Here is a 26,512-nt window from a genome sequence, read left to right on the forward strand (position 1 = left end):
CTCAGCTCTCCACCTCGGTCGCGTCCAGCAGTGCGTCCAGCTCTTCGTCCGACAGCTGCTCCAGCGCGGACGGGTCCAGCTCTCTTGACACCCGGGCAATCGGCGCCCCGGCGAGCTCCTTCATCGAGCCCGCGAGGCGCGACACCACGTCCGCCATTCCAGCCAGCGTGGGCGCTTCGAAGACCGCCGTCAGCGGCAGCTCCACGCCCAGGGCCTCGCGCACGCGGGAGACGATCCGCGCCGCCATCAGCGAGTGGCCTCCCAACGCGAAGAAGTCATCCCTCGCGCCGATGCGCGGCCGGCCAAGCAGCTCCGACCAGATGCCCGCCAGCGCCAGTTCCTCCGGCGTCGCGGGGGCCACGTACTCCGCGGCGGCATTGCCCGTGGGGGCCGCGCGAGCCCGGAGCGAGCGCCGGTCCACCTTCCCGCTCGGCGTCAGCGGTAGGGCCTCCAGCGCCTCGAAGGCGGACGGCACCATGAAGTCCGGCAGCCGCTCCTTGAGGAACGCGCGCATCGCGGCGGCGTCGAGTGCCTGCCCCGGCTTCAGGACAGCCCATGCCACCAGCCGGGCCTCCCCGGGCGACGCCTCGTGTGCCACGACGGCGACGCGAGCCACCGCCGGGTGCTGGGCCAGTGCCGCCTCCACCTCACCGGGCTCGACGCGGGCGCCACGCACCTTCACCTGGTCGTCCGCCCGGCCCAGGTACTCCAGCGTGCCGTCCGGCAGCCACCGGACCACGTCTCCCGTGCGGTACATCCGCGCGCCGGGCGTGGCTGCGAACGGGTCCGGGATGAAGCGCTCCGCCGTCGCGTCCGGCCGGCCCAGATAGCCGCGAGCCACCCCGTGCCCCGCCACGTACAGCTCACCGCGCACACCCTCCGGCACGGGACGCAGCGCCCCATCCAGGACGTACGCCCGCAGGTTGTCGATGGGGCGGCCGATGGACACCGGGCCCTGGCCCACCTCGGTGGCCGTTGCGTCCGCGGCAACCTCCGAGGAGCCGTAGAGGTTGAGCAGCCGCGCGTGAGGTAGCCGCTCGCGGAACCGGGCCGACAGCTCCTCGGGCAGCCGCTCACCACTCGTCATCCAGGTGCGCAACAGCGCCAGCCGCCGTCCCACTTCCGGCACCTCCAGCAGCGCCCGCAGCAGGGACGGCACGAGCACCAGCCGCGTCACTCCATGGGACTCCAGCGCCGTCACCAACCGCACCGGGTCCAGCACCGTGTCGTCCGGCAGCAGCACCGCGGGCACGCCCGCCAGCAGTGGCCCGAGCACCTCCCACACCGAGTCCACGAAGCTCAGCGCCGTCTTCACGGCGCACACCTCGCCCGGATCGAACGGGAAGGCACGCCACATCCACGCGAAGCGGTTCAGCGTCGCGCGGTGCGTGGCCATGACGCCCTTGGGTCTGCCCGTGGAGCCGGAAGTGAAGATGACGTACGCGAGCGCGTCGCCACCGCGAGTGGGAGGCAACGGCTCACCGGCCTCCGCTCCATCGTCCTCCAGCCAGAGCACGGGGATTTCGCCGTGGGGAGGCAGCCGCTCCGACAGGTGACGCCGGGCGAGCAGCACCACCGGGCGGCTCTCCTCCACCATCCATGTCAGCCGCTCGCGGGGATACGCGGAATCCAGCGGCACCCAGGCCGCGCCTGCCTTCAGCACGGCCAGCACGCCCGCCACCATCTCCACCGAGCGGTCCGCGCACACCGCCACGCGCGACTCCGGTCCCACGCCCAGTTGCCGCAAGCGGCGCGCGAGCCGCTCCGCGCGGGCGGAAAGCTCCTGGTACGTCACCCGTGTGTCGCCCGCCAGCAGGGCCGGAGCGTCCGGCGTGCGCGTCACCTGCGCGTCGAAGAGCGCGCCGAGGCTCGCCTCCGTGTCGAAGACAGCCTCCGGTCCTCGGCCCGCTTCGAGCACGCGGCGGCGCTCCTCCTCGCGCAGCATCGGCACGTCGCCGAGCCGCTGTGCTCCGGAGGCGAGGCCCTCCAGCAAGGTCCGCCAGTGAGACAGCAGTCGTGCCACAGTCTCCGCCCCGAAGAGCGCGGGCGCGTAGGACAGGCTCAGCCGCAGCTTCTCGCCGGGCACCACGTAGGCGATGAGCGGATGGTTGCCATGCTCCTGGCTGTGCACGTCCCGCACCTCCATCCCCGGGACGCGCTGCCCCAACGAGGTGTCGAGCGGGTAGTTCTCGAAGATGAGCAGGCTGTCGAAGAGCGGCAGGCCGCGCGGCACCTCGCTCCAGCCCTTCACCTGCACCAGCGGGCTGTGCTCGTACCTGCGCATCTCGAGCTGCCGCGCCTGGAGTCCCTGGAGCCACGGCACCACCGGCGCTCCCTGGGGCAGCGTCACCCGGACCGGGAGCGAGTTGATGAACAGGCCCACCATGGACTCGGCGTCGGGCAGGTCCACCGGCCGCCCGGAGACGGTGGCGCCGAACACGACGTCCTCTTCTCCTGCGTAGCGGCCGAGCAGCAGCGCCCACGCGCCCTGCGCCAGCGTGTTGAGGGTGATGCCATTCCGCCGGGCGAACGCCTGGAGCGCCGAGGTGGCCTCGGGCGGCAACCACAGGATTTCCTCCCCGGTGACGGCCGCCTCCACTCCCGGCGCCGCTGGCAGGGCGGCGGGGAGCGGCGTCGGCGCGCTGAACCCCGCGAGCTCCTTCCGCCAGAACGCCTCCGCCCGCGCAAGGTCCTGCCGCTGGAGCCATGCGATGTAGTCGCGCCAGGCCGGCGGGCGCGGCAGCGCGGCCTCCCGGCCTTCCACGAGCGCCGTGTAGATGGCGAAGACCTGTTGCAGCATCAGGCCCACGCCCCACCCGTCCATCACCAGGTGGTGGTGGCTCCAGAGGAACCGGTACGCGCCTTCCTCCAGGCGCACCACGTCCATCCGCGCCAGGGGCGCCGGGGACAACTTGAAGCCTCGGGCGCGGTCCTCGCGAACCATGGCCTCCAGCCGCGCGCGCTGCTCCTCGGCGGAGAGCCCACGCAGGTCATGCTCCGTCCAGGGCAGCGCCGCCTTCGCATGGACGACCTGAAGGGGCTCGGGCAGCCCTTCGTGGATGAACGACGTCCGCAGGACGGCGTTGCGCGCGACGACCTCCGCCAGGGCGCGCCGCAGCGCGGGCAGGTCCACCCGGCCGCGCGAGGTCCACGAGAGCTGCTCGTGGAAGACCCCCGAGCCGGGCGCCGCCAGCGCCGCGTGGAAGAGCATGCCCTGCTGGAGCGAGGTGAGCGGGTACAGGTCCTCCACGTCGGGGTACTGCCGCAACAGGCGCTCCAGGGACGCGGGCGTCAGGCGGGCCAGCGGGAAGTCTCCGGGCGACCGGCGTGCCGCGTCCGGCGTGCCCCGGCCTTCCACCAGCTCGTGCAGCGCGGACAGGAACCGGGCGGCCACGGCCTCGATGGTGGCTCGTGCGTGCAGGTTGGAGCTGTAGGCCCAGACCACCTTCAGCCGGCCGTCACTCACCACCGCGTTCACTTCGATGCGGTGGGGCCGGCGGCCTCCCGGGCCATGCCACGCGCCGCTCGGCTCCTCCGTGAGGGCGAAGCGCTCCGAGCCCCGGGCCGCCGCTTCGAGCTGTCCCAGGTAGTTGAAGCCCACCTCGGCGCGCGGGGACGCGCGCAGCACCTCGGCCGTGTCCTCCCGCAGGTAGCGCAGCAGGCCATGGCCGATGCCGTTCGCCGGCAGCTTCCGCCGTGCGTCGCGGAGGGCTCTCAGCCCGTCACCCGCGCTGCCCCCCTCCGGCAGCTCCACCTCCAGGGGGAACGTGCTGGTGAACCAGCCCACCGTGCGTGACAGGTCCACGTCCGCGAACAGCGCCTCGCGGCCATGGCCCTCCAGCTCCAGCCGCACCTTCCGGCCGCCGGTCCAGTGCGAGATGGCCCGCGCCACCGCGGCGAGCAACACCTCGTCCACGCGCGCGCGGTACGCGGTGGGCGCCTCGTTCAGAAGTGCCCGTGTCTCGGCCTCGCCGAGCGTCACCGTCACCAGCGCCTCCGAGCCCGGCGTGTTCTCGCCTCCCGCCAGGTCCACCGGCAGGGACGGGACATCGCCCGCCGCCTTCCAGAGCGGCAGCTCGCGGGCCAGTTCCTCCGAGCGCGCGTGCTCCACCAGCCGCTCCGCCCACGACTTGAAGGACGTCGTCTTGGCCGGCAGCACCACCGGGGCTCCCCGCTCGAGCTGGGTGTAGGCCGTCTCCAGGTCCTCCAGCAGCGGACGCAGCGAGACACCGTCCACCGCGAGGTGGTGCACCACCAGCAACAGCCGTCCCGTCCGGCCCGCTCCCCGGTTGAAGAGGACCGCGCGCAGCAACAGCCCCTCGCCCAGGTTCAGGCTCCGGTGGACCTCCGCTCCCACGGCCTCCAGCGCCGCGCCCTGCTCCGCCTCCGGCACGGACGACAGGTCCACGCGCCGCACCTGGATGCGCTCGGGCACGGGGGCACACTCCTGATGCCAGCCAGCCGCCGTCCGCGTGAAGCGCAGGCGGAGCGCGTCGTGATGGGCCACCAGCGCCCGCAGCGCCTGCTCCAGCAACGCGGCATCCACCGGCCGGCGCACCTCCAGCACCGCCGCCAGGTTGTAGTGGTGCGGCTCCGGCAGCGCCCACTCGTCGAAGAAGATGCGCTGCATCGGCGTCAGCGGGACAGGGCCCACCACCACGCCCTGCTCCGCCGTGCCGGCCCTGGCCTCGCCCGCCGCGGCGGCCAGCTCCGCGAGCGTCTGCTTCTCGAAGAGCTGGGCCGGCTCCAGCGCCAGCCCCGCCGCCTTCGCGCGGGAGACAATCTGGATGCCGAGGATGGAGTCGCCGCCCAGCTCGAAGAAGTTGTCGTGCAGGCCCACGCGCTCCACGCCGAGCACCTGCGCCCAGAGCGCCGCCAGCCTCTTCTCCGCGTCGGTGCGAGGCTCGACGAAGGTCTTCCCCTGCCCCACGCGCGCGGAGTCCGGCGCCGGAAGCGCCGCCCGGTCCACCTTCCCCGCGGGCGACAGCGGCAACGTCTCCAGCGCGACGAAGGCCGCGGGCACCATGTGCTCGGGCAGCCGCTCCTTCAGGAAGGCGCGCAGCGCGGTGACGTCCAGTGCGGCCGCGTCACCCGGGGCCCGCACGAGGTAGCCCACCAGCCGCTTCGTCCCCGGTGGCTCCTCGCGCACCGTGGCCACCGCGTCGTTCACTCCGGGATACTGGCGGAGCGCCGCTTCCACCTCACCCAGCTCGATGCGGAAGCCACGCACCTTCACCTGGTGGTCCGTACGGCCCAGGTACTCCAGCCGGCCGTCCGCGCGGTATCGGACGCGGTCGCCCGTCCGGTACAGGCGCACACCGGCCTCACCGGAGAACGCGTCCGGCACGAAGCGCTCCGCCGTCAGCTCCGCCCGCCCCAGGTAGCCCCGCGCCACGCCAGGGCCACCGAGGTACAGCTCGCCCGGCACTCCCGGCGGCACGGGCTGGCCCCGCCCGTCCAGCACGTACGCGCGCATGTTCGCGATGGGTCGCCCGATGTCCGGGCGCTCCACGTCCAGCTCCGTGGAGACAGTCGCGCAGACCGTGGCCTCCGTGGGGCCATAGCCGTTGAGCAGCCGCCGCCCCGAATTCCAGCGCCGCGCCAGCTCCGGCGTGCAGGCCTCGCCCGCGGAGATGACGGTCTCCAGCGCGGGCAGTCCCTCCGGCTCCAGCTGCGACAGCGACGACGGCGTGAGCGTCACCGTGGTGATGCCGCGTGCCTCCAGCACCTCGCGCAGCGGCGCTCCTGGCAGCAGCGACTCTCGCGGTGCAAGGTGCAGCTCCGCCCCGGCCACCAGCGTGGACAGCACCTCCAGCACGGACGCGTCGAAGCCGAGCGCCGCCGCCTGGAGCACCCTCTTCCCGGGGCCGACGCCATGGGCGCGGATGACCGCGCGCACCGTGTTGCAGAGGCCCTGGTGCGGAACCAGCACGCCCTTGGGCGTCCCCGTGGAACCCGACGTGTAGATGACGTACGCCAGTCCCTCCGCCGGCACGCCGGAGCGCGGCGCCTCCGTGGGGTTCCGGGCGATGTGGCTCCACTCCGTGTCCACCGAGACCAGCAGCTCATGGGTGGCGGGGAGCTCGTCCTCGAGATGCCCCTGCGTCACCACCACCGACAGCCCGGCGTCCCGCATCATGTAGGTCAGCCGAGCGCTGGGATACGCAGGGTCCAGCGGGACGAAGGCGCCGCCCGCCTTCAGCACGCCCAGCAGCCCCACCACCAGCTCCGCCGACCGCTCCGCGCACAGGCCCACCCGCACCTCGGGCCCCACGCCCAGCGAGCGCAGATGGTGCGCGAGCTGGTTGGCACGCGTCTCCAGCTCGGCGTACGTCAGGCGCTGTCCCTCTGCCACCACCGCCACGGCGTCCGGCGTCCGCGCCGCCTGGGCCGAGAAGAGCTCGTGGATGCAGGCCTCCGAGGGGAAGGGCTCTCGCGTGTCGTTCCAGGCCACCAGGAGATGGTGACGCTCGGACTCGGACAGCATCGGCAGCTCGGCCACGCGCTGGGCCGGGTCGGCCGCGATGCCTTCCAGCAGTCGCACGAAGCGCTCCCAGAGGCGCTGCGCCGTCGCTGGCTCGAAGAGATCGGCCGCGAACTCCAGCGCGCCCGTGAGGCCGTCCTGCGTGTCGCGCAGCTCCAGCGACAGGTCCACCTTGGTCGCGCCGATGTCCAGCTCGATCATCTTCACGCCGAGGCCCGGCGTGCGGACCTCCACCGGCGGCGTGTTGTGGAACGTCAGCATCGCCTGGACCAGCGGCATGCGGCTCGGGTCGCGCGGGACGCGCAGCTCGTCCACCAGCCGCTCGAACGGAATCTCCTGGTGGGCGTAGGCCCCGATGGACGCCACCTTCACGCGGCGGAGCAGTTCCACGAACGTGGGCGCGCCCGACAGGTCCCCTCGGATGGCGAGTGTGTTCAGGAAGCAGCCGATGAGCCCCTCCAGCTCGGGCCGGTTGCGGCCCGCGGCGGAGGTACCGACGATGATGTCGTCCTGGCCCGAGTAGCGGTGCAGCAGCGTCTGGAATGCCGCGGTCAGCACCATGAAGGGCGTGGCGCCTTCACGGCGCCCCAGCGTCCAGAGCGCGTCCACCAGCGGCTTGCGCACGGCAACCTGGAGGCGCCCACCCCGGCCCGACCAGCGCACGGGGCGCGGGCGGTCCGTCGGCATCTCCAGCACCTGGGCTCCGGCGAGCTGCTGCTTCCAGTACGCGAGCTGGGCCTCCACTGCCGGACTGAGCAGCCAGCTGCGCTGCCACACCGCGTAGTCCGCGTACTGCACCGGCAGCTCGGGCAGCGGCGACGGACGGCCCGCCACCAGCGACTCGTAGACCGTGACCAACTCGCGGAACAACACGCCGCTGGACCAGCCGTCCGAGGCGATGTGGTGGATGGTGAGGTGCAGCACCGAGGCCGCATCACCCATCCGGATCAGCACGGCGCGCATCACCGGCCCGTGCACCAGGTCGAACGGGCGGCGAGCCTCCGCGAGCGCCAGCCGCAGCGCCGTGGCCTCGCGCTCCTCCGTGCTCGAACCCCTGGCCTCCAGTTGCTCCAGCACCAGGGGCATGGACGGAGCAATGACCTGATGCGCGCCGCCCTCCGCGAGCGCGAAGGTGGTGCGCAGCACCTCGTGCCGGCGCACCAGCTCGTTCAGCGCCGCCTCCAGCAGCGGGACGCTCACCGCGCCGTCCAGACGGAGGGTGACGGTGTTGTTGTAGGCGATGCCGTTGGGGTCGAGCTGGCTCAGGGCCCAGATGCGCTGCTGGGGGAAGGACAGCGGCAGCGGCTCGTCACGCGAGACGCGCGCCACCGGCGTCGCCGTCGCGGCGGGCACCACTGGGGGCGGCGCGACGGGCGCGACCCCCTTGGGCTTGGGTGCCACCGTGCCGCGAGCCTTCGCCGGATGACGGGGCTTCGTGGCGTGCGAGGGCACCACCAGCTCGAGCTCTCCCGGATTGCGGAGGCGGGCGTGCTGGCCGGTCAGGAAGAGCCGCTCGTCCGGGCCGGCACCCGGCACGGGAATGAAGCGCACACGGGTAGCCTCGGGGTCGTTCCAGAAGCCGCGCGGAATGGCGGTTCCACCCAGCGCCAGCTCTCCGACGACACCCACAGGCACCGGGCCGCCGGAGGCATCGCGCAGGTACACGGGCGCGGTGTGGTGGGTCGGCCAGGCCGCGCCCACCAGTGAGGACTCCAGCTCCACCCTCCTCGCGGAGGTGGAGAGGAATGGAGCGTCCGTTCCACTCGCGGGCCGGGACTCACCGCCCAGCACCCACAAGCGCACCCCGCCCAGTGCCGCATCGGCGCCGGGCAGCTCCGCGAGCGCGCGTGCCTGTGACGGCGCGCACCGCAGCGCGGTGATGCCCTCGCCCCGGACGAGCTCCAGCAGGTCGCCCAGGCCGGCATCGCCTTCGGCCAGCACCGCCTCCTCGGGCAGGGGCCGCACCTGGCTCCGCTCCCGCAGCACGGCCAGCCGGCGCAGGCTGGACATGCTCGGCTCCAGCGGCACGCCGTAGTCGACGAGGCAGGCAATCTCGTCCACGTCCAGGGAGCGCACGCGCTCCACGATGCGCTCGCAGTCCTCCACCGTGCCGAACAGGCCGCCATCCTTCAGGTAGTGCTCGACGCCCTGCTCGAGCATGACCTCCATGTCCTCTGGCGTGAGACCGCGCACGTCCACCTGGAGGCCCTGGCTGCCGACCAGGCTGGCGAAGACGTCCACCGAGCTCTGGAAGTATCGCTTGAGCGGCTCGCGCACCGCGGCGCGCACCTCGTCCATGTCCTGGCCGAGGAAGGTGTGGAGCATCAGCGCCACATGGCCACGTCCCGGCGCGCCCGACTTGCGATACATCTCGCGGTACAGCGCGACCTTCACCGCCAGCTCGTCCAGGCTGGAGCCCAGCCCGAGCACGTTGGTGAGGATGTTCGCGCCCACCTCGCCGGCCTTGCGGAACGTCTCCGGGTTTCCGGTGGACGTCAGCCACACCGGCAGCTCCGCCTGCTTCGGCTTCGGGCGCAACGCGAGCTCCACCTCGTTGCCCGCGCCGTTGCGGCGCTTCACCGTGCCGCCCCTCCACAGGCGGCGCAGCTCCTCCAGCCGCTCGAGGAGCACCTCGCGCCGGCGGGCGAAGGTGTCCGGCGAGAGCACGAAGTCATTCGCGTGCCACCCCGTGGCGAACGACAGGCTCACGCGCCCGTGCGACAGGTTGTCCACCACGGACCACTGCTCGGCCACCTCGATGGGGTCGTGCAGCGGCAGCACCACGCTGCCCGCGCGGATCTGCACGTTGCGCGTCAGCATCGCGAGCGCGCCGCCAATCACCGAGGGCTGCGGGTACAAGCCACCGAACGAGTGGAAGCGCCGCTCCGGCGTCCAGACGGCGGAGAAGCCGTGCGCATCCGCGAACTTCGCGCCTTCGATGAGCAGCTCGTACTTCTCTTCGCCCAGCGAGTCCTCGTCGTTGGCGAAGTAGGAGAGGCTGAAGTCGATGGGCCGGCGCATGTCCGGCTTCCGTCCGAGGACGGCGAAGCGCGCGGCCAGCCGCTCGGGAGGGAGGACGACGCGCATTCCGCGCGCCAGGGCCCACAGCAGGTCCAGTCCCGTCGGGTCCGACGCGGGCCCGCCCGCCGCCAGCCACACCTCGCCCTCGCCCGCCCCCACCCGCGCGTCCAGCGACGCCAGCAGGTGCGCGACGTTGCGATGGGTCAGCATGACGCGGCCACGTCCGCCCAGCGCCTCGGGCGCGGGCACGATGAATGCCAGCCGCTCGGGGGGCACGGTGCCAGCGGCGGCCACATCACCGGCCTCACCTTCCACGGTCAGGACACGCACGCCCACCGGGACCCCGGAGGCTTCTCCGAGGCGGGCTACCAGCAGCACCCTCGGGCCACTGGCCGGGAGCAGAGACGCCAGCTCCAGCACCTCGCCACGAGAGACAGGGAGGCACGCACCGCCGGCCTCCAGCACGCCCCAGAGCGCGACGACTGACTCGACCGAGGGCTCCAGGCGCAGGGCCACGGGCACTTCAGGACCCACGCCCTCCTTCCGCAGCCGGGCGGCCAGTCCTCGGGCCCGCTCCGCGAGCTCACGCCAGGTCAGGCGGCGCGCTCCGGCACTGAGCGCCACCGCATCCGGCGCACTGTCCACCCGCGCTGCGAGCCGCTCCAGGAGTCCGGGCGCGGTCCCCTCCGATAGCTCGCGCTCGCCAGGGGGCGCGACACGCGTCGCCAGTCCAGGCGCCGAAGACTCCGCGCCTGGTCGCGCCATCAGTTCACGCTCGCCGAGCGTCGCCAGCGGGAGTCGGGACACCCGCAGCTCCGGATTGGCCAGGGCCGCGCCGAGCAGCGTCTCCAGGTGCCCAGCCAGCCGGGCGATGCGCGCCTCATCGTAGAGCTCGGTGGCGTACTCGATGAAGCCGTGGAAGATGCCGCTCTGGCTCTCGTGCAGGAGGAGCGTCATCTCGCCCAGGGTCGCGCCGAATTGCGCGGGCGTTCCCGGCACCTCCACCAGCTTCAGCTCGAGCCCCGGCACCAACGGAGTGGCCGCGGCGTTGAGTCCGTGCAGCACGAGGGCCGCGTCGCAGAGCCGCTGCTGAGCCGGGTCGCGTCCGGGCGCAACCATGGGCAGCACGTGCTCGAAGGGCACGTCCTGATGGCTGGACGCGCCGATGGTCGTCTCTCGCGCTCGGACGACCAGCTCGCGGAACGACGGGTCGCCGGACACGTCCGTGCGCAGTGCCATGGCGTGGGCCACGAAGCCGATGAGCGGCTCCAGCTCGCCCCGGGCGCGGTTGCCCACGGGCGTGCCCACCACGATGTCCTCGCGCCCCGAGTAGCGGACCAGCAGCGAGGAGAGCGCGGCCAGCAGCGTCATGAAGGGCGTCACGCCCTCGCGGTGGCTGAACGCGTAGAGCGCGGCGCTCAGCTCGCGCGAGAAGACCACGGGGAAGCGGGCCCCGCGCAGGTGGGAGGCCGCGCCTCGCGGCCGGTCGGATACCAGCTCCAGCGAGGGAGGCAGGTCCGCCAGCACTTCCTTCCAGTAGGCCTCCTGGTGCGCCAGCGCGCCTCCGGCCAGCGAGCGGCGCTCCCAGGCCGCCGCGTCCACGTACTGCACGGCCAGCTCCGGCAGCGGCGCCGGTTTGCCCTCGCTGAACGCCTGGTAGTTCACCGCCATTTCGCGGAAGAACGCCACCAGCGACAGCGTGTCCGCCGCGATGTGGTGCACCGTCAGGAGCATCAGATGGTCCGTCTCCGCCAGCCGCAGCAGCCGGGCGCGGACGATGGGGCCCTGCTCCAGGGAGAACGGCTGCACCGCCTCATCCAGCGCCAGCCGCAGCGCCTCCGCCTCGCGGTCGCCCGCGTACTCCCGCAGGTCCACCACCGGCACCTGGATGCGGAGCTCGGAGGCGAAGTGCTGGCGCACGCGCCCCTGCTCCACGGTGTATGTCGCGCGCAGAATCTCATGCCGGCGGATGACCTCGTTGACGCTCCGCTCCAGCACCGCCACGTCGAGCGACCCGGTGAGCCGCACCGCCAGGGGCATGTTGAGGGACGGGTTGCCCGGGTCGAGCTGCTCCATCCGCCAGACGCGCTCCTGCACCACCGACAGCGGCAGCTCGCCACTCCGGTCGATGCGGAACATCACCTCCGACGCCATCGCGCCGCCGGCCGGGGAGGTCGACTGCAGCATCGCCTCGATGCGCGCGGAGATGCCCGCCACGGTGGGCGCTTCGAACAGCGCGCTCAGCGGGAGCTGCACGGAGAACGTCTCGCGCAGGCGGGTCAGCATCTGCGCCGCCATCAGCGAGTTGCCCCCCAGCTCCAGGAAGTCGTCGTTGGGGCCGATCTCCACCGGCCCCAGCCGCTCGCGCCAGATCTCCATCACGCGCTGCTGGATCTCCCCCACGGACGTGGGAGGCACGGGAACCGCCGCGGCCGCGAGCGACTCGGCCATCATGGCGGCCTCGGCGGGCTTCGCCTCCACGGCCGGCGCGGCTCGCGGCAACACGGGAAGCGCCTGGGACTCCAGCCGGCAGGGCTTCTCCTCGAAAGGGTACGTCGGCAGCGGGACGCGGCGGCACGAGTCCACGCCGTGGAACTTCTCCCAGTCCACGTCCACGCCCGCGCACCACAGGTCGCCCAGCGTCTGGAGCAGCCCGAGGTAGTCTCCCTCCGAGCGGCGACGGCGCAGGGAAGGAACGGCGAGCACCCGCTTGTTCAGCCGTGCGTGGTAGCGGCCATGCGACGTGAGGTCCGTCCCCGGCCCCACCTCCAGCAGGACACTGCACCCCTCCGCGATGAGCACCTCCAGGCCCGCCGCGAAGCGGACCGGCTGGCGCATCTGCCGGGCCCAGTACGTGGGGTCGGTCGCTTCCTCCGGGCGGATCCACGTGCCGGTGAGGCTGGACACGAAGGGCATCTCCGGCTTCTTGAGACGCAGCGCGGACACCGCGCGCGCCAGGTCCGGCATCAGCGGCTCCACCGCGCTGGAGTGGAACGCGTGCGCGGCGGGCAGGCGCACCACGCCCACGCCACGGCCGGAGAGCTCGCCCTCCAGCCGCGCGATGGCGTCCACGGGGCCCGAGACGACGCACCGGCCCGCGCCGTTCACCGCCGCCAGCGAGATTCCGTCCACGAGGAGCGGAAGGACCTCCTCTTCCTTCAGCCCGACCGCGAGCATCGCCCCCGGGGGCATCCGGGCCATCAGCGCGCCGCGTACCACCGCGAGCCGGAGTCCGTCCTCCGGCGACAGCACGCCGGCCACGCAGGCCGCCGCGTACTCGCCATAGCTATGCCCCAGCATCGCGTGGGGCCGGATGCCCCAGGACATCCAGATCCGGGCCAGCGCGTGCTCGACGATGAAGAGCGCGGGCAGCGCCACGCGTGGGTCCGTCAGCTTCCTGGAGGCGGCCTCCTCTTCCTCCGTGGCCAGCAGGAGCAGGCGCACCTCCGCCTTCAGGGCCGGCTCCAGCCGGGCCAGCGCGGCGTCCACGTCCTTGCGGAAGCCCGGCTCGGCCGCGTACAGCTCGCGGCCCATGGCCACCGCCTGAGCGCCCTGCCCGGGGAAGAGGAAGGCCACGCGGCGGTTGCGGCCGGCCTCCACCGCGGTGGTGTTGCGCAGCCGCTCCGCCAGCTCGAGCCTGTTCGCCGCCACCACGGTGCGCCGATGCTCGAACGCGTGGCGTCCCACGTTGCGCGTGAAGGCCACGTCCTCCAGGTCGAGGAACGGACTGCTCTCCACGTGCGACGCCAGGGCCCGCGACATCACCTCCAGGGCCGAAGGGGTGCGCGCGGACAGTGTCACGAGTTGCAAGGGGCGAGCACTCCGCCGCTCCTTTCGTGCCGCGGGCGCTTCCTCCACCACCACGTGGGCGTTGGTGCCGCCGATGCCGAAGGAGCTGATACCCGCCCGGCGCGGCCTCCCACCGCGCTCCCATGACCTCAGCTCCGTATTGACGAAGAAGGGGCTCTTCTCGAAGTCGATCTCCGGGTTGGGACGCTCGAAGTGGAGGCTCGGCGGCAGCTCCTCGTTCTCGAGCGACAGCACCACCTTGATGAGCCCCGCCACGCCGGCCGCCGCGTCCAGGTGGCCCAGGTTCGTCTTGAGCGAGCCGATGGCGCAGTCGCCCCGGCGCTCCGTCGTCTTCCGGAAGGCGCGGGTCAGTGCGGCAATCTCGATGGGGTCGCCCAGCGACGTACCGGTGCCATGGGCCTCGATGTAGTCGATGTCATCGCCCCCGAGCCCCGCATAGGCCAGCGCGTCCGCGATGACCTCGGCCTGCCCCTCGATGCTGGGCGCGGTGTAGCCGACCTTCTGCTGGCCGTCGTTGTTGACGGCGGAGCCCTTGATGACCGCGCGGATGTGGTCCCCGTCGCGCAGCGCGTCCGCCAGCGGCTTGAGCACCACCACGCCCACGCCGTTGCCGGCCACGGTGCCGGCGGCCCGTGCGTCGAAGGCGCGGCAGTGCCCGTCCGGCGAGTAGATGAGCCCCTCCTGGTGCAGGTAGCCCGTCCGCTGGGGACTGGCGATGCGCACGCCTCCCGCGAGCGCGATGTCCGACTGCCGCGTGAGCAGGCTCTGGCAGGCCATGTGGATGGCGACCAGGCTCGTGGAGCAGGCGGTGTAGACGGCGACGCTCTCGCCCCGGAGCTGGAGCTTGAAGGACGCCTTCATCGCCAGGCTCTCCGGGCCGGCGGTGGCCAGGTCCAGCACCGCCCCCGCGTCCTTGCGTGCCTCGCTCAGCAGGGACAGCAGGTGCCCGCTGGAGCCCGCGCCCGCGTAGAGCGAAATGCGGTCCTTGTAGCGGGACGGGTCATACGCCGCGTCCTCCAGCGCCGCCCAGGCGCACTGGAGGAAGACGCGCTGCTGCGGGTCCATCCACTGCGCTTCGCGCAGCGGGACATCGAAGAAGTTGTGGTCGAAGTGGTCAGCCCCTTCGAGGATGCCGCCGGCGCGGATGAAGCGCGGGTGCATCCACAGCTCCTCGGGGATGAGCGGCGAGCGCTCGGTCTCCGCCTCGGACCAGAACGAGATGGACTCCACGCCGCTCCGGAGGTTGCTCCAGAACTCGATCAGGCTCGTGGCGCCGGGGAAGCGCCCCGCCATGCCGATGATCGCGATGTCGTTCCCGGTGTCCTCGCCCTGCATGTCATCGACCTCAGCCATTGCCGTGATTCCCCCGCCGGCCCTGACGCCGGATCGCCTGCCGCCGCTGCTGGGCGCGATCCACGTGGGCCTCGTTGTCCCGTGAGTCCGTCACCTCGCCGTCCCCTTCCAGGGACATGGCGAAGGCTCGGACCGTCGGATGTTCGAAGAAGCGCGTTGCCGGAACGTCCCGCTTCAGCTCGTCCCGGAGCAGCGCGCACGCCTTGACCACGGACATGGAGCTGCCGCCCAGGTCCGCGAAGAAGTGGTCCTCCACACCGACCCGCTCCACGCCCAGCACCTTTGCCCACAGCTCCGCCAGCCGGCGCTCCAGCGCCGTGGTGGGCTCCGCGAAGGTGCTCCCTGACGGGCGGGCCACATCCGGCTCCGGCAGCGCCGCCCGGTCCAGCTTGCCCACCGGCGTCAGCGGTAGCGCCGCCAGCGGCACCAGCGCGGAGGGCACCATGAACTCCGGCAGCGACTCCGCCAGGAAGGTCCGCAGCGCGCGGGGCTCCAGCGTCTCCCCATGCCGTGGGACGGCATAGGCCACCAGCCGCTTGCCACCGGCGGGGTCCGGCTTCGCCACCACCACCGCCTCGGCCACTGCCGGGTGCTTGCGCAGCGCCTCCTCCACCTCGCCCGGCTCCACGCGGTAGCCGCGCACCTTCACCTGCGCGTCCATCCGCCCGAGGAACTCCAGCGTCCCGTCCTCCCGGTAGCGGACCTGGTCTCCCGTGCGGTACAGCCGCCCGCCCGACTCCGGTCCGAAGGCATCCGGGATGAACCGCTCGGCCGTCAGCTCCGGCCGCCCGAGGTAGCCCCACGCGAGCCCGTCGCCGCCGATGAGCAGCTCGCCCGGCACACCCGGAGGCACCAGCCGCAGGCCGCGGTCCACCACGTACACCCGCGTGTTGGCGATGGGCCTGCCGATGGGCACCGGGCCGTCGGCGATGGAGCCCTCCATGACATGGCAGCAGGTGAAGGTGGTGCCCTCCGTGGGCCCGTAGCCATTGACCATGATGCCGCCGCGCGCGAGCCGCTCACGCACCACCGCTGGTGGAAGCACGTCACCGCCCGCCAGGAGCTGGCGCACCCCGTCCAGCGCGTCCGGCCGGGCGGCGGAGATGGCCTCGAAGAGCGCGGCCGTCAGCCACAGCGTCGTCACGCCATGGCGGACCAGCACGTCCTTCAGCGAGTCCACCGTGGGTGTCGTCGGTGGGAAGAGGACCAGCCTCGCCCCGTGCAGCAGCGCCCCCCACAGCTCCAGGGTGGCGGCGTCGAAGCAGATGGGCGCGAGCTGGAGGAACACCTCCTCCGGTCCGAACCGCGCGAAGCGGCTCCCGAGCACCAGCCGCGCCACCGCGCGCTGCGGAACGCAGACGCCCTTGGGCCGTCCCGTGGAGCCTGAGGTATACATGACGTACGCCAGCGACTCCGCCGGCACCCGGATGCTCGGAGACGACTCCGGCTCGCGCGCCACGTCGCTCCAGGCCTCGTCCAGCAGCACCACCGTGGCGCTTCCGGAGGGCAGCAGCTCCAGCACCGACCGCTGCGCCAGCACCACCGGCAGGCGCGTGTCCTCCACCATGAATGCCAGCCGCTCGCGTGGGTACGTGGGGTCCAGCGGCACGTACGCGCCGCCCGCCTTGAGGATGCCGAGCATCCCCACCACCAGCTCCAGCGAGCGCTGTACGCACAGGCCCACCGGTGTCCCCTGCCCCACGCCGTGCTTGCGCAGGTACCACGCGAGCTGATTCGCCCGCCGGTCCAGCTCGCCGTACGTGAGCCGGGAGTCCACGCACTCGGCCGCCACCGCGTCGGGCGTCCGCGCCGCCTGCGCCTCGAACAGCTCGGCGAGGCAGGCCTCGCGCGGGTACTCGGCCCGGGTGTCGTTCCACTCCACCAGCAGGCGCTGGCGCTCCGCCGAGTCCATCATCGGCAGGTCGCCCACGCGCTGACCGGCATCCGCCACCGCGCCCTCCAGCAGCACGCGCAACTGGGACATGAGCCGCGAGGCCGTGGCCGGCGTGAAGAGGTCCGCGTCGTACTCCAGCGTCCCGGAGAGTCCATCCGGGGAGTCGAAGAGCGAGAGAGTCAGGTCGAACTTCGCCGTACCGGAGGCCAGCTCCACCGGACGCATGGCGAGGCCCTCGGGTGCATCCCACCGCGTTCCCTCGTTGAGCGCCAGCACCACCTGCACCAGTGGCGCGTGGCTCAGGCTGCGCGGAGGCTGAAGGGCCTCCACCAGCTTCTCGAAGGGCACGTCCTGGTGGGCATACGCATCCAGCGTCGTCTCACGCACCTGGTGGAGCAATTCGCGGAAGGTGGGGTTGCCCCCCAGCCGCGTGCGCAGCACCAGCGTGTTGACGAAGAAGCCAATCAAGTCCTCCAGGCCCGGGTGGTGACGGCCGGCGATGGGCGAGCCCACGCACACGTCCTCCTGCCCCGACACGCGGGACAGCAGGAGCTGGAACGCGGCCAGCAGGCCCATGAAGGGCGTGACACCCTCATGGCGGCAGAGGGCACGAAAGCGCTCGGAGAGTTCGGCGGGCAGGTGAACGCGGAGGGTGTCTCCCCGGAAGCGCTGGAGGCTCGGGCGCGGGAAGTCCGTGGGCAGCTCCAGGACGGGCGGGGCCCCCGCGAGCTGCTTGCGCCAGTAGCGGAGCTGCGCCTCCAGCGATTCGCCCTTCAGCCACTCGCGCTGCCACACGGCATGGTCCGCGGGCTGGAGCGAGGGCTCCGGCAGTGGCGAGGGGCGCCCGTGCAGCTCCGCCCCATACAGCGCGGCCAGCTCACGGGTGACCACGCCCAGGGACCAGCCGTCGGAGATGATGTGGTGCAGCGTCAGGACGAGCAGGTGCTTCGTCTCCCCCGTGCGGAGCAGCAGCGCGCGGAAGAGCGGCCCATCGGCCAGGGAGAACGGACGCCGGGCCTCTTCGGAGGCGGCGCGCAGGGCCTCTGCTTCACGCTCCGCTTCGGCCACGTTGAGCAGGTCCACCACTGGCAGCGAGACCTGCACCTCCGGGTGGATGACCTGCACCGGATCTCCCGCGTGGCTCGAGAACGTGGTCCGTGGCGCCTCGTGGCGGCGGAACAGCGCGGACAGCGCGCGCTCGAACGCGGGCACGTCCAACGGTCCCTCCAGCCATGCCGCCCAGACGACGTTGTAGAGCGCCGTGCCCGGCTGGAGCTGCTCCAGCAACCACAGCCGCTCCTGCATCGCGGACAACGGCAGGGGGCACTCCCTCGGCACGGGGACGATGGGCGGGAGTCGCACGGCCCCGTTCGCCTGGCGGGCCGCTCGGATGCGCTCCGCGAGCCGCCCCACCGTGGGGTCCTCGAACAGGTCTCTCAATGACAGGGACACGCCGAAGGTGGCCTGGATGCGCGCGACGACGCGGGTGGCCAGCAACGAGTGCCCACCCAGGTCGAAGAAGCTGTCGTAGGCACCGACGTGCGAGACGCCGAGCAGTTCCTCGAAGAGTCCGGCGAGCAGTTCCTCCTCGGGTCCCCGGGGCGCGGCGGAGCCCGCGGACGTCTCCTCCGCGGACTCGAAGCGCGTGGGCTCCGGCAGCGCGCGCCGATCCACCTTGCCATTGGGCGTCAGCGGCAGCCGCTCCAGCACCATGAAGGCGGAGGGCACCATGTACGCGGGCAGGTGCTCGGTGAGGAACTCCCGCAGGACGGCCGGGGACGGAGGCGCGGCCCCCTCCGCCGAGGGGACCACGTACGCCACCAGGCGCCGCGAGCCACCCACGGCATCCTCGCGCGCGAGCACGGCGGCCTGCCGCACCTCGGGGTGCCGCAGCAGCGCCGCCTCGACCTCGCCCGGCTCCACGCGGAAGCCGCGCACCTTCACCTGCGTATCCACGCGCCCGACGAACGACACCGCGCCGTCAGGGAGGAGCCGGACCCGGTCACCCGTGCGGTACAGCCGCGCGCCCGGCGTCGTGCTGAACGGGTGCGGCACGAAGCGCTCCGCCGTCAGCTCCGGCCGGCCGAGGTAGCCCCACGCCAGCCCGTCTCCACCCAGCCATAGCTCCCCCACGCCTCCCGGCGGCACCGGCGCCAGGGCCACGTCGAGCACGTACTGCTCCGTGTTCGCGAGCGGCCGGCCGATGGGCAGGGTCGTCGCTCCTTCCGGTACCTCGGTGATGAGGTGCCAGGTGGAGAAGGTGGTGCTCTCCGTGGGGCCGTAGACGTGCAGCAGGCGCTCCGGCGGCCCTTCGCGGAGGACCTGGCGCACCGGCCTCGGGTCCACCGCCTCGCCTCCAAAGTGGAGCTGCCTCAGCCCGCGGAAGGCGTCCGGCACCTCGGCCGCGACCTGGTTGAACCACGCCGTGGTGAGGAACAGCACGCGGATGTCCTGCTCGCGCAGCCACGTGGCGAAGGCCCTCGGGGCGAGCGCCGTCTCCCGGTCCACGCCCACCAGCCGCGCGCCGTTGAGCAGCGCCCCCCAGACCTCGAACGTGGCCGCGTCGAACGAGGCATTGGAGGCCTGCGCGACACGGTCGTCCGGCGACCACTGGATGAAGTCCGTCTCCACGACGAGGCGCACCACCGCCCGGTGAGGCACGCAGACTCCCTTCGGCGTGCCGGTGGAGCCGGAGGTGTAGATGACGTAGGCCGCGTCCTCCGCGCCGGCCCCTGACTCCGGAGCCGTGGCCGGCATCCCGTCGAGCACGCCCTCCCCGTCCAGCGCGAGCACCCGCACACCTTCCACGGGCAGCGTGCCCCGCAGCCGTTCCTGGGTGAGCAGCACCGGCGCACCCGCGTCCGCGAGCATCCACGCCAGCCGCTCGCGCGGATACGCCGGGTCCAGCGGTACGTAGGCCGCTCCCGCCTTGAGGATGGCCAGCATCCCCACGACGAGCTCCGCGGAGCGCTCCACGCAGAGCCCCACGGTGGAGCCCCGTCCAGCACCGAGCGCGTGGAGCCGATGCGCCAGCCGGTTCGCCCGCTGGTCCAGCTCCGCGTAGGTGAGCGCGGCGCCGCCGTAGACCACCGCCACGGCCTCGGGCATCCGCCCCGCCTGAGCCTCGAAGAGCGCGTGCACGGTGGCCGCACGCGGGTACGCGGTGCGGGTGGCGTTCCACTCCACCAGCACCCGCCGGCGCTCGGTCTCCGAGAGGAGGGACACGTCTCCGAGGCGCTGCTCCGGCTCGGCGATCATCCCGCGCAGCAGGGTCCGCCAGTGTTTCAGCAACCTCGCGGCGGCCTCTTCCTGGATGCGCTCCAGGCGGTACTGCAGCTTCAGCCGGAGGGTGCGGCCCGGCAGGGCCACGGCGGTCAGTGGGTAGTGCGTGCGCTCGAAGACGCGGACGTCGCGCACCTCCAGCCCGGCCGCGCCTCGAGTGAGCGCGGAGTCCAGCGGGTAGTTCTCGAACGCCAGCAGGCTCTCGAAGAGGTGTGCGCCCCGGGGGACCTCGCTCCACCCCTGGAGAAGAGGGAGCGGGACGTGCTCGCGCTGGCTCAACTCCATCAACACCGCGTGCAGCTCGCGCAGCCACGGCACGAGCTTCTCCGAGAGGCGCACCCGCGCGCGTACGGGGAGCGAGTGGATGAACAGTCCCACTGCTTCGTCGATGCCGGGCAGCTCCGCCGGCCGTCCCGAGAGTGCCGTTCCGAAGACGACGTCCGCGCCGCCGCCATACCGCGACAGCAGCAGGGCCCACGCCCCGTGCACCAGCGTGCTCGGCGTCAAACCATGGCGCCGCGCGAAGTCCTGGAGCGCCGAGGTGTCCGCCTCGTCCAGCGACACCTCGCACTCCCCTGTCTCACGCGTGGCCGGGGTGCCGCCCTCCGCCGGCAGCGGCGTGGGCGAGTCGATTCCCGCGAGCTGATCGCGCCAGAAGGACTCGTCCTGCTCGGGCCTCCGGTGCTTCAGCCACTCGACGTACGCGCGGAAGTCCATGGCGGCGGAGGGCCGCCACGTCCCGCCGCTCGCGAGCACCCCATACGCGTCCAGGACCTCCCCCAGCACCCGCGCGATGCTCCAGCCGTCCAGCAGCAGGTGGTGGAAGCTCCAGACGCACCGCCAGCTCCCCTCCTCGAGGCGGATCAGCGCCAGCCGCAGCAGCGGTGCATGGGTCAGGTCGAAGCCCCGCGCGCGGTCGTCACGCAGGAAGTCCTCCAGCATGCGGCGCTGCTCGTCCGCCGGGACACTCCGCCAGTCCTGCTCGAGCCAGGGCAGCGCCACCTGGGCGTGCACCACTTGGAGCGGCGCCTCCAGGCCCTGCCACCTGAACGAGGTGCGGAGCGCGCCATGGCGCTCCACCACGACCGCCCAGGCGCGCCGGAGCGCGTCCACGTCGAGCGGCCCCGCGAGCGTCCAGCTGAGCTGCTCGAAGTACGCCTCCGTCCCCGGCTCCAGCAACACCTGGAACAGCAGGCCCTGCTGGACGGGCGACAGCGCCGTGCCCGCCGTGCCGGCCTCGTCCCGTGCCCATCCCGCCACCGGGCCTGCGTTCCCAACCACCTGGGCCAGCCCGGCCACCGTCGGGTGCTGGAAGAGTTGTCGCGCCGTCAGGTGGAGGCCCGCTTGCCGGGCCCGTGCAACGATCCTCAACGCGAGGATGGAGTCACCGCCCAGCGAGAAGAAGTCGTCCTCCACCCCGACCTGCCGCACGCCCAGCAGCGACGACCACAGCTCCGTCAGGCGCCGCTCGGTTTCCGTCCTTGGAGCGACGTACTCCCGGGCCGCGGCACGCACGCCCTCCGGAGCGGGAAGCGCCTTGCGGTCCACCTTCCCATTGGGCGTCAGGGGGAGCGCGTCGAGCCGCACGATGGCCGAAGGCACCATGTGCTCGGGAAGTGCTTGCCGCGCGAAGGCCCGCAGCGCGTCCTCGGACAACGCCGCACCGGGCTGGGGCACGACGTACGCCACCAGTCGCGCGCCACCGGGCACGTCCTCCCGTGCCACCACCACGACTTGTCCGACTCCGGGGTGCCTCGCCAGCGCGGCTTCAATCTCACCAGGCTCCACGCGGAAGCCGCGGACCTTGAGCTGGTGGTCCACGCGGCCCAGGAACTCCACCGTGCCGTCCGCCCGCCAGCGCGCGCGGTCTCCCGTCCGGTACATCCGCGCACCGGGGACGTCACCGTACGGGTCCGGCAGGAAACGCTCCGCCGTCAGCTCCGGCCTCGCGTGGTATCCGCGGGCGACTCCCGCGCCGCCGATGAACAGCTCGCCGGGCACGCCCACCGGAGCGGGCCGCAGCCCCGCGTCCAGGACGAGGAGGGAGGTGTTGGCAATGGGCGTCCCGATGGGGACCGTCCCCTGCTCCGTGCCCACGCGGTGCGTGGAGGACCAGATGGTGGTCTCCGTGGGACCGTACATGTTGAGGAGCGCACCGCCCACGGTGTCCCTCAGCCGCGCGGCCAGCTCCATGGGCAGCGCCTCGCCGCCCACCAGCATCCGCTCCAGGCCCGCGAGCGCGCCCGGTGCGTCGGGCTCCAGCAGCAGTGCATGGGCCAGTGAGGGCGTCACCTGCAGGTGGGTAATCCCGTGCCCGCGAATCAGCGTGGGAAGTGTCTCGGCGGCCAGGGCGCCCTTCTCGCCCTGCACGACGACCTTGAAGCCGCGTGCCAGCGTCCAGAGCAGCTCCAGCACGGAGATGTCGAAGGACACGCTCGTCACCGCGAGCCACGTGCCCGGCGTGGCGCCAATGCGTGCGTCCATGCCGGCGAAGAAGCTGACGACGTTGCGGTGCGGAATCAGCACGCCCTTGGGGCGGCCGGTGGAGCCGGATGTGTAGAGGATGTACGCGAGGTTGCCGGGGCCCACGCCGCAAGCGGGAGCGGCGTCCGCCTCCTCGGGCCCGCCCGGCGGATCCAGCAGGACCACGGCACGTCCGCTGGCCTGGAACGCCGAGGCCAGGTGCCGGTGCGCGAGGACGACAGGCGCCGCGGCGTCCTCCAGCATGAGGGCCAGCCGCGCCTCCGGGTACGCGGGGTCCAGCGGCAGGTACGCACCGCCGGCCTTGAGGATGCCCAGCAGTCCCACCACCAGGTCCACCGAGCGGTCCGCGCAGAAGCCGACCACACACTCCGGCCCCACGCCCTGCTCGCGCAGCCGCCGCGCCAGCGCGTTGGCCCGCCGGTCCAGCTCGCGCCAGGTGAGCGCCTCGTCCCCGCAGCGCACGGCGACCGTCTCGGGAGCCCGCGCGGCCCGCGCTTCGATGAGCGTGTGGATGCACGCATCCGGGAAGTCCGTGCGCGTGTCGTTCCAGTCCACCAGCAGCTGGCGCCGCTCGGCCTCCGGCAGCAGCGAGAGCGCGGAGACGCGCTGATCCGGGCCGGAGGCGATGGCGTCCAGCAGCACCTGGAGCCGCTGCGCCATCCTCGCGGCGGTGGCCGGCTCGAAGAGGTCCGTGGCGTACTCGAGCCAGCCCTCCAGCCCGTTCGCGCCGCGCGCGAGGGACAGGGTCAGGTCATAAGGCGTGGCGCCGGGGTCCAGCTCCGCACGGCGCGACTCCAGGCCGGGCAGCGCGAGCCCCGCCCCGGGCTCCGGCTGGAGCACGAACAGCACCTGGAACAGGGGCGCGCGGGAGCGGTCCCTCGCGGGCTGCACGGCATCCACCACCCGTTCGAAGGGAACACCCCGGTGCGCGAACGCATCGAGCGTCACCTCGCGCGTCCTCCCCAGCAGTTCGCGGAAGCGCGGGGCGCCGGCGAGGGAGCCACGGAGGACCAGCAGGTCGAGGAAGCAGCCGATCAGCCCCTCCAGCCCGGCCCTGTCCCGCCCGTTGACGGGGGTTCCGATGCAGAGGTCTTCCTGGCCCGAGTGACGCGCCAGCAGCACCTGGAAGGCCGCCAGCAGCGTCATGAAGAGCGTGGCGCCCTCATCCCGGCCAAGCGCCTCCAGCCGGGCGGTGAGGGGCTCGGGGATGTGCAGTGAGATCCGTCCGCCCCGGTAGGACGGCATGGGCGGGCGCGGGTGATCCACCGGAAGCTCCAGGGCGGCGGGAGCTCCCGCGAGCCGTTGCTTCCACCACTCCATCGAGGCGGAGCGCGCGGCTTCCTCGTCGCGCTCCCGGCGCCAGCGCGCGAAATCGGGATACTGGAGGGGCAGCGGTGGCAGCGTGGCCTCGCGCCCCGCCGTGCAGGCCGCGTAGAGCGCGCTCAGCTCACGCGCCAGGATGGCGAACGAACCTCCATCCGAGGCGATGTGGTGCATCACCACCACGAGCAGGTGCTCGTGCTCGTCGAGCTGGATCAGCGTGGTCCGGAGCACCGGCCCCTTCGTGAGGTCGAAGGGTGCGCGAGCCGCCTCCCGTGCCAGCCGGAGCGCCGCTTCCTCGCGCCCGGCCACGGGGACCGCGCGCAGGTCCACGCGCGAAAACCAGGGTGACACCTCGGGCCGGGTGATCTGCGAGGGCGTACCGTCCTCCTCGCGGAACACCGCGCGCAGGGCGAGGTGCCGCTGGGTAATCGCCTCGAAGGCGGACCGCAGCGCTGGCTCATCCAGCTTCCCGGTGAGCCGCACCGCGGCGGGCAGGTGGTACGCCGGATTGCCTCGCTCGAGCTGCTCGAAGAGCCACAGCCGCTGCTGCGCGGAGGTGAGCGGGGCCGGCTCGGCACCCGTCCCGGGGACCAGCTCCGGAAGCGCCGCCGCTCCACGCGCCTCGAAGACCTTGCGTGCCAGCTCGGCCACGGTGGGCCCCTGGAGCAGGACCTCCATCCGGAGGACGGTGCCCAGGGATTCGAGGTCGTTCGCCAGCTCGACGGCGCCCAGTGAGTCCAGGCCGAAGGACGTGATGGGCACGTCGCGCGCCAGCGACTCCGGACGGACGCGAAGCCGGCTGGCGATCCGCGCCAGCAGCCACGCCTCCAGCTCCTCGACGGTGGACGGCGCCGGAGGAGCCATCTCTCCCGGAGTCCCCGCGCGCTCCGGCGCCTCCGCGCCACCCGCGTCCGACTCGCTCCAGGTCAGCAGCGCCCGGGCCGTTCCGGCGAGCAGCTCCGCCCGGCACGCGCGGCGCTGGATCTTCCCGCTGGACGTCTTGGGCAGGGCGCCCGGCTCGATGAGGACGAGCGTGTGGAGCTGCACCTCGTGCGCCTCGGACAGGCCTCGGCGCACGGCGGCCACCACGTCCTCCGGCGTCCACGCCTTGCGCGGGTCCACCTCGTACATCACGGCGAGCCGCTCCTCGCCGCCCACCTCGATGGAGAACGCCGCGCCACAGCCCGGCCGCAGCGCCGGGTGGCTGCGCTCCAGGGTCAGCTCCAGGTCCTGCGGGTGCAGGTTGCGCCCGCGCAGGATGATGAGGTCCTTGCGCCGGCCCACGACGAACAGCTCACCGTCGCGCAGCAGCCCCAGGTCACCCGTGCGCAGGAAGCGTTGCCCGCTCGCGTCGTCCGCCAGCGTCGCGCCGAAGGTGGCCTCGCTCTCCTCGGGCCGTTCCCAGTAGCCATGGGCCACGCTCGGCCCGGAGACCCAGATCTCCCCCACCCGCTCCGGCGGGCACGCGCGCCGCGTGTCCGGGTCCACGACGAGCAGCGTCTGGTCCGGCATCGTCCGGCCGCATCCGACGAGCGGGCGCGAGCCGGAGCCTTCGGGAGCCTCCAGTGCCTCGTTGCGCTCCAGCGCCGCCGCGTCCCAGCTCCGCGTGAGCACGCCGCCGCCCTTCCGTCCTCCCGAGGCGATCAGCGTGCCCTCGGCCAGTCCGTAGCAGGGATAGAACGCGCCCGCCTGGAAGCCGGCGGGAGCGAACGCCTCGGCGAAGCGCGACATCACCTCCGGGCGGATGGGCTCCGCGCCGCAGAAGGCCAGCTCCCAGCGGCGCAGGTCCAGGCCCTCGCGCTCACCGGGGGGAACCTTGCGCACGCACAGGTCGAAGGCGAAGCAGGGACCGCCGCTGATGGTGCCGCCGAAGCGCGTGAGCGACTCCAGCCAGAAGCGCGGGCGCCGGAGGAACGCGAGCGGCGACATGAGCGCCACGGGGAAGCCCGCGTACAGCGGCTGGAGGATGCCGCCGATGAGGCCCATGTCGTGGTACGGCGGCAGCCAGATGACACCGGCGCTGTCGTCACGGACCTCGAACGCGTGGGAGATGAGCCCCAGGTTGTGCAGCAGGTTTCCGTGACTGAGCCGCACGCCCTTCGGGTCGCCCGTGGAACCGGACGTGTACTGGAGGAACGCGAGCGTGTCCCACCGCGGGTCCGGACGTTGCCAGCCCGCCTCCGTCCCGTCGGGGAGCGCGTCCGTGGCCACCCAGCGCAGCGCCGCCAGCTCCGGCGCGCCCTCGAAGAGTCCCTCCCCCATCTCCTGGATGAAGGCGGTGGTGAGCACGACACTCGCACGGGCATCACGGATGATGGCTCGCAGCCGCGGCAGCGTCCTGTCCAACCGCGAGGGGTCTGGAGGGTACGCGGGCACGGCGACCAGCCCGGCGTACAGGCAGCCGAAGAAGCCCGCGACGTATTCCAGGCCCGGAGGATAGAGGAGCACCGCCCGCTCGCCTGCCCGCGCCAGCGACTGGAGCGCCGCGCCGATGCGCCGCGCACGCAGATCCAGCGCCGCATAGCTCAGGACCGTGTCGTCGCCGCCATCTTCCAGGAAGGTGTAGAGGGGCTGCTCTCCGAGCGTACGAGCGCGGGTTTCGAGCAACTCCAGAAGGGTCGCAGCCGGGGGGGTTCGCGCGGAGGAAGGTGCCATGTTCGCCGAGGGGGAGCCCTGGATATCGTCGCTGGTGAGCGGCGCGCAAGCTAGGCGGCTAAAGCCCGAAATGCTGGTTTGGCTGTCGAGGCGGACGACGAGAGCGCGCTCTTCCCGCACCGGCGCGGGTCACGCGGAACTGTCACATGATCCATGCATGTATCGCGGACTCGTGACGGGAGCCGCGAGTGTATCAGATACCGGAG

General features: G+C 72.6%; 2 protein-coding genes. Both read right to left on the bottom strand.

Annotated features, from left to right (window positions below; translation table 11 throughout):
• Position 1: 1 nt before the first annotated feature.
• Positions 2 to 14,668, bottom strand: coding sequence for an amino acid adenylation domain-containing protein (locus K8638_RS41535; protein WP_370644243.1), 14,667 nt, complete (start codon positions 14,666 to 14,668; stop codon positions 2 to 4).
• Positions 14,661 to 26,258, bottom strand: coding sequence for a non-ribosomal peptide synthetase (locus K8638_RS41540; protein ID WP_255663135.1), 11,598 nt, complete (start codon positions 26,256 to 26,258; stop codon positions 14,661 to 14,663). Before K8638_RS41540 ends, K8638_RS41535 begins: the two co-directional genes overlap by 8 nt.
• Positions 26,259 to 26,512 lie beyond the last annotated feature (254 nt).

Origin of the sequence: Myxococcus sp. RHSTA-1-4 (genome assembly GCF_020037125.1) — a bacterium.
Lineage (GTDB): Bacteria > Myxococcota > Myxococcia > Myxococcales > Myxococcaceae > Myxococcus.

Excerpts from the sequence above, each read along its gene's own strand:
- K8638_RS41535 (WP_370644243.1), bottom strand. The coding sequence starts at position 14,668 with ATGGCTGAGGTCGATGACATGCAGGGCGAGGACACCGGGAACGACATC.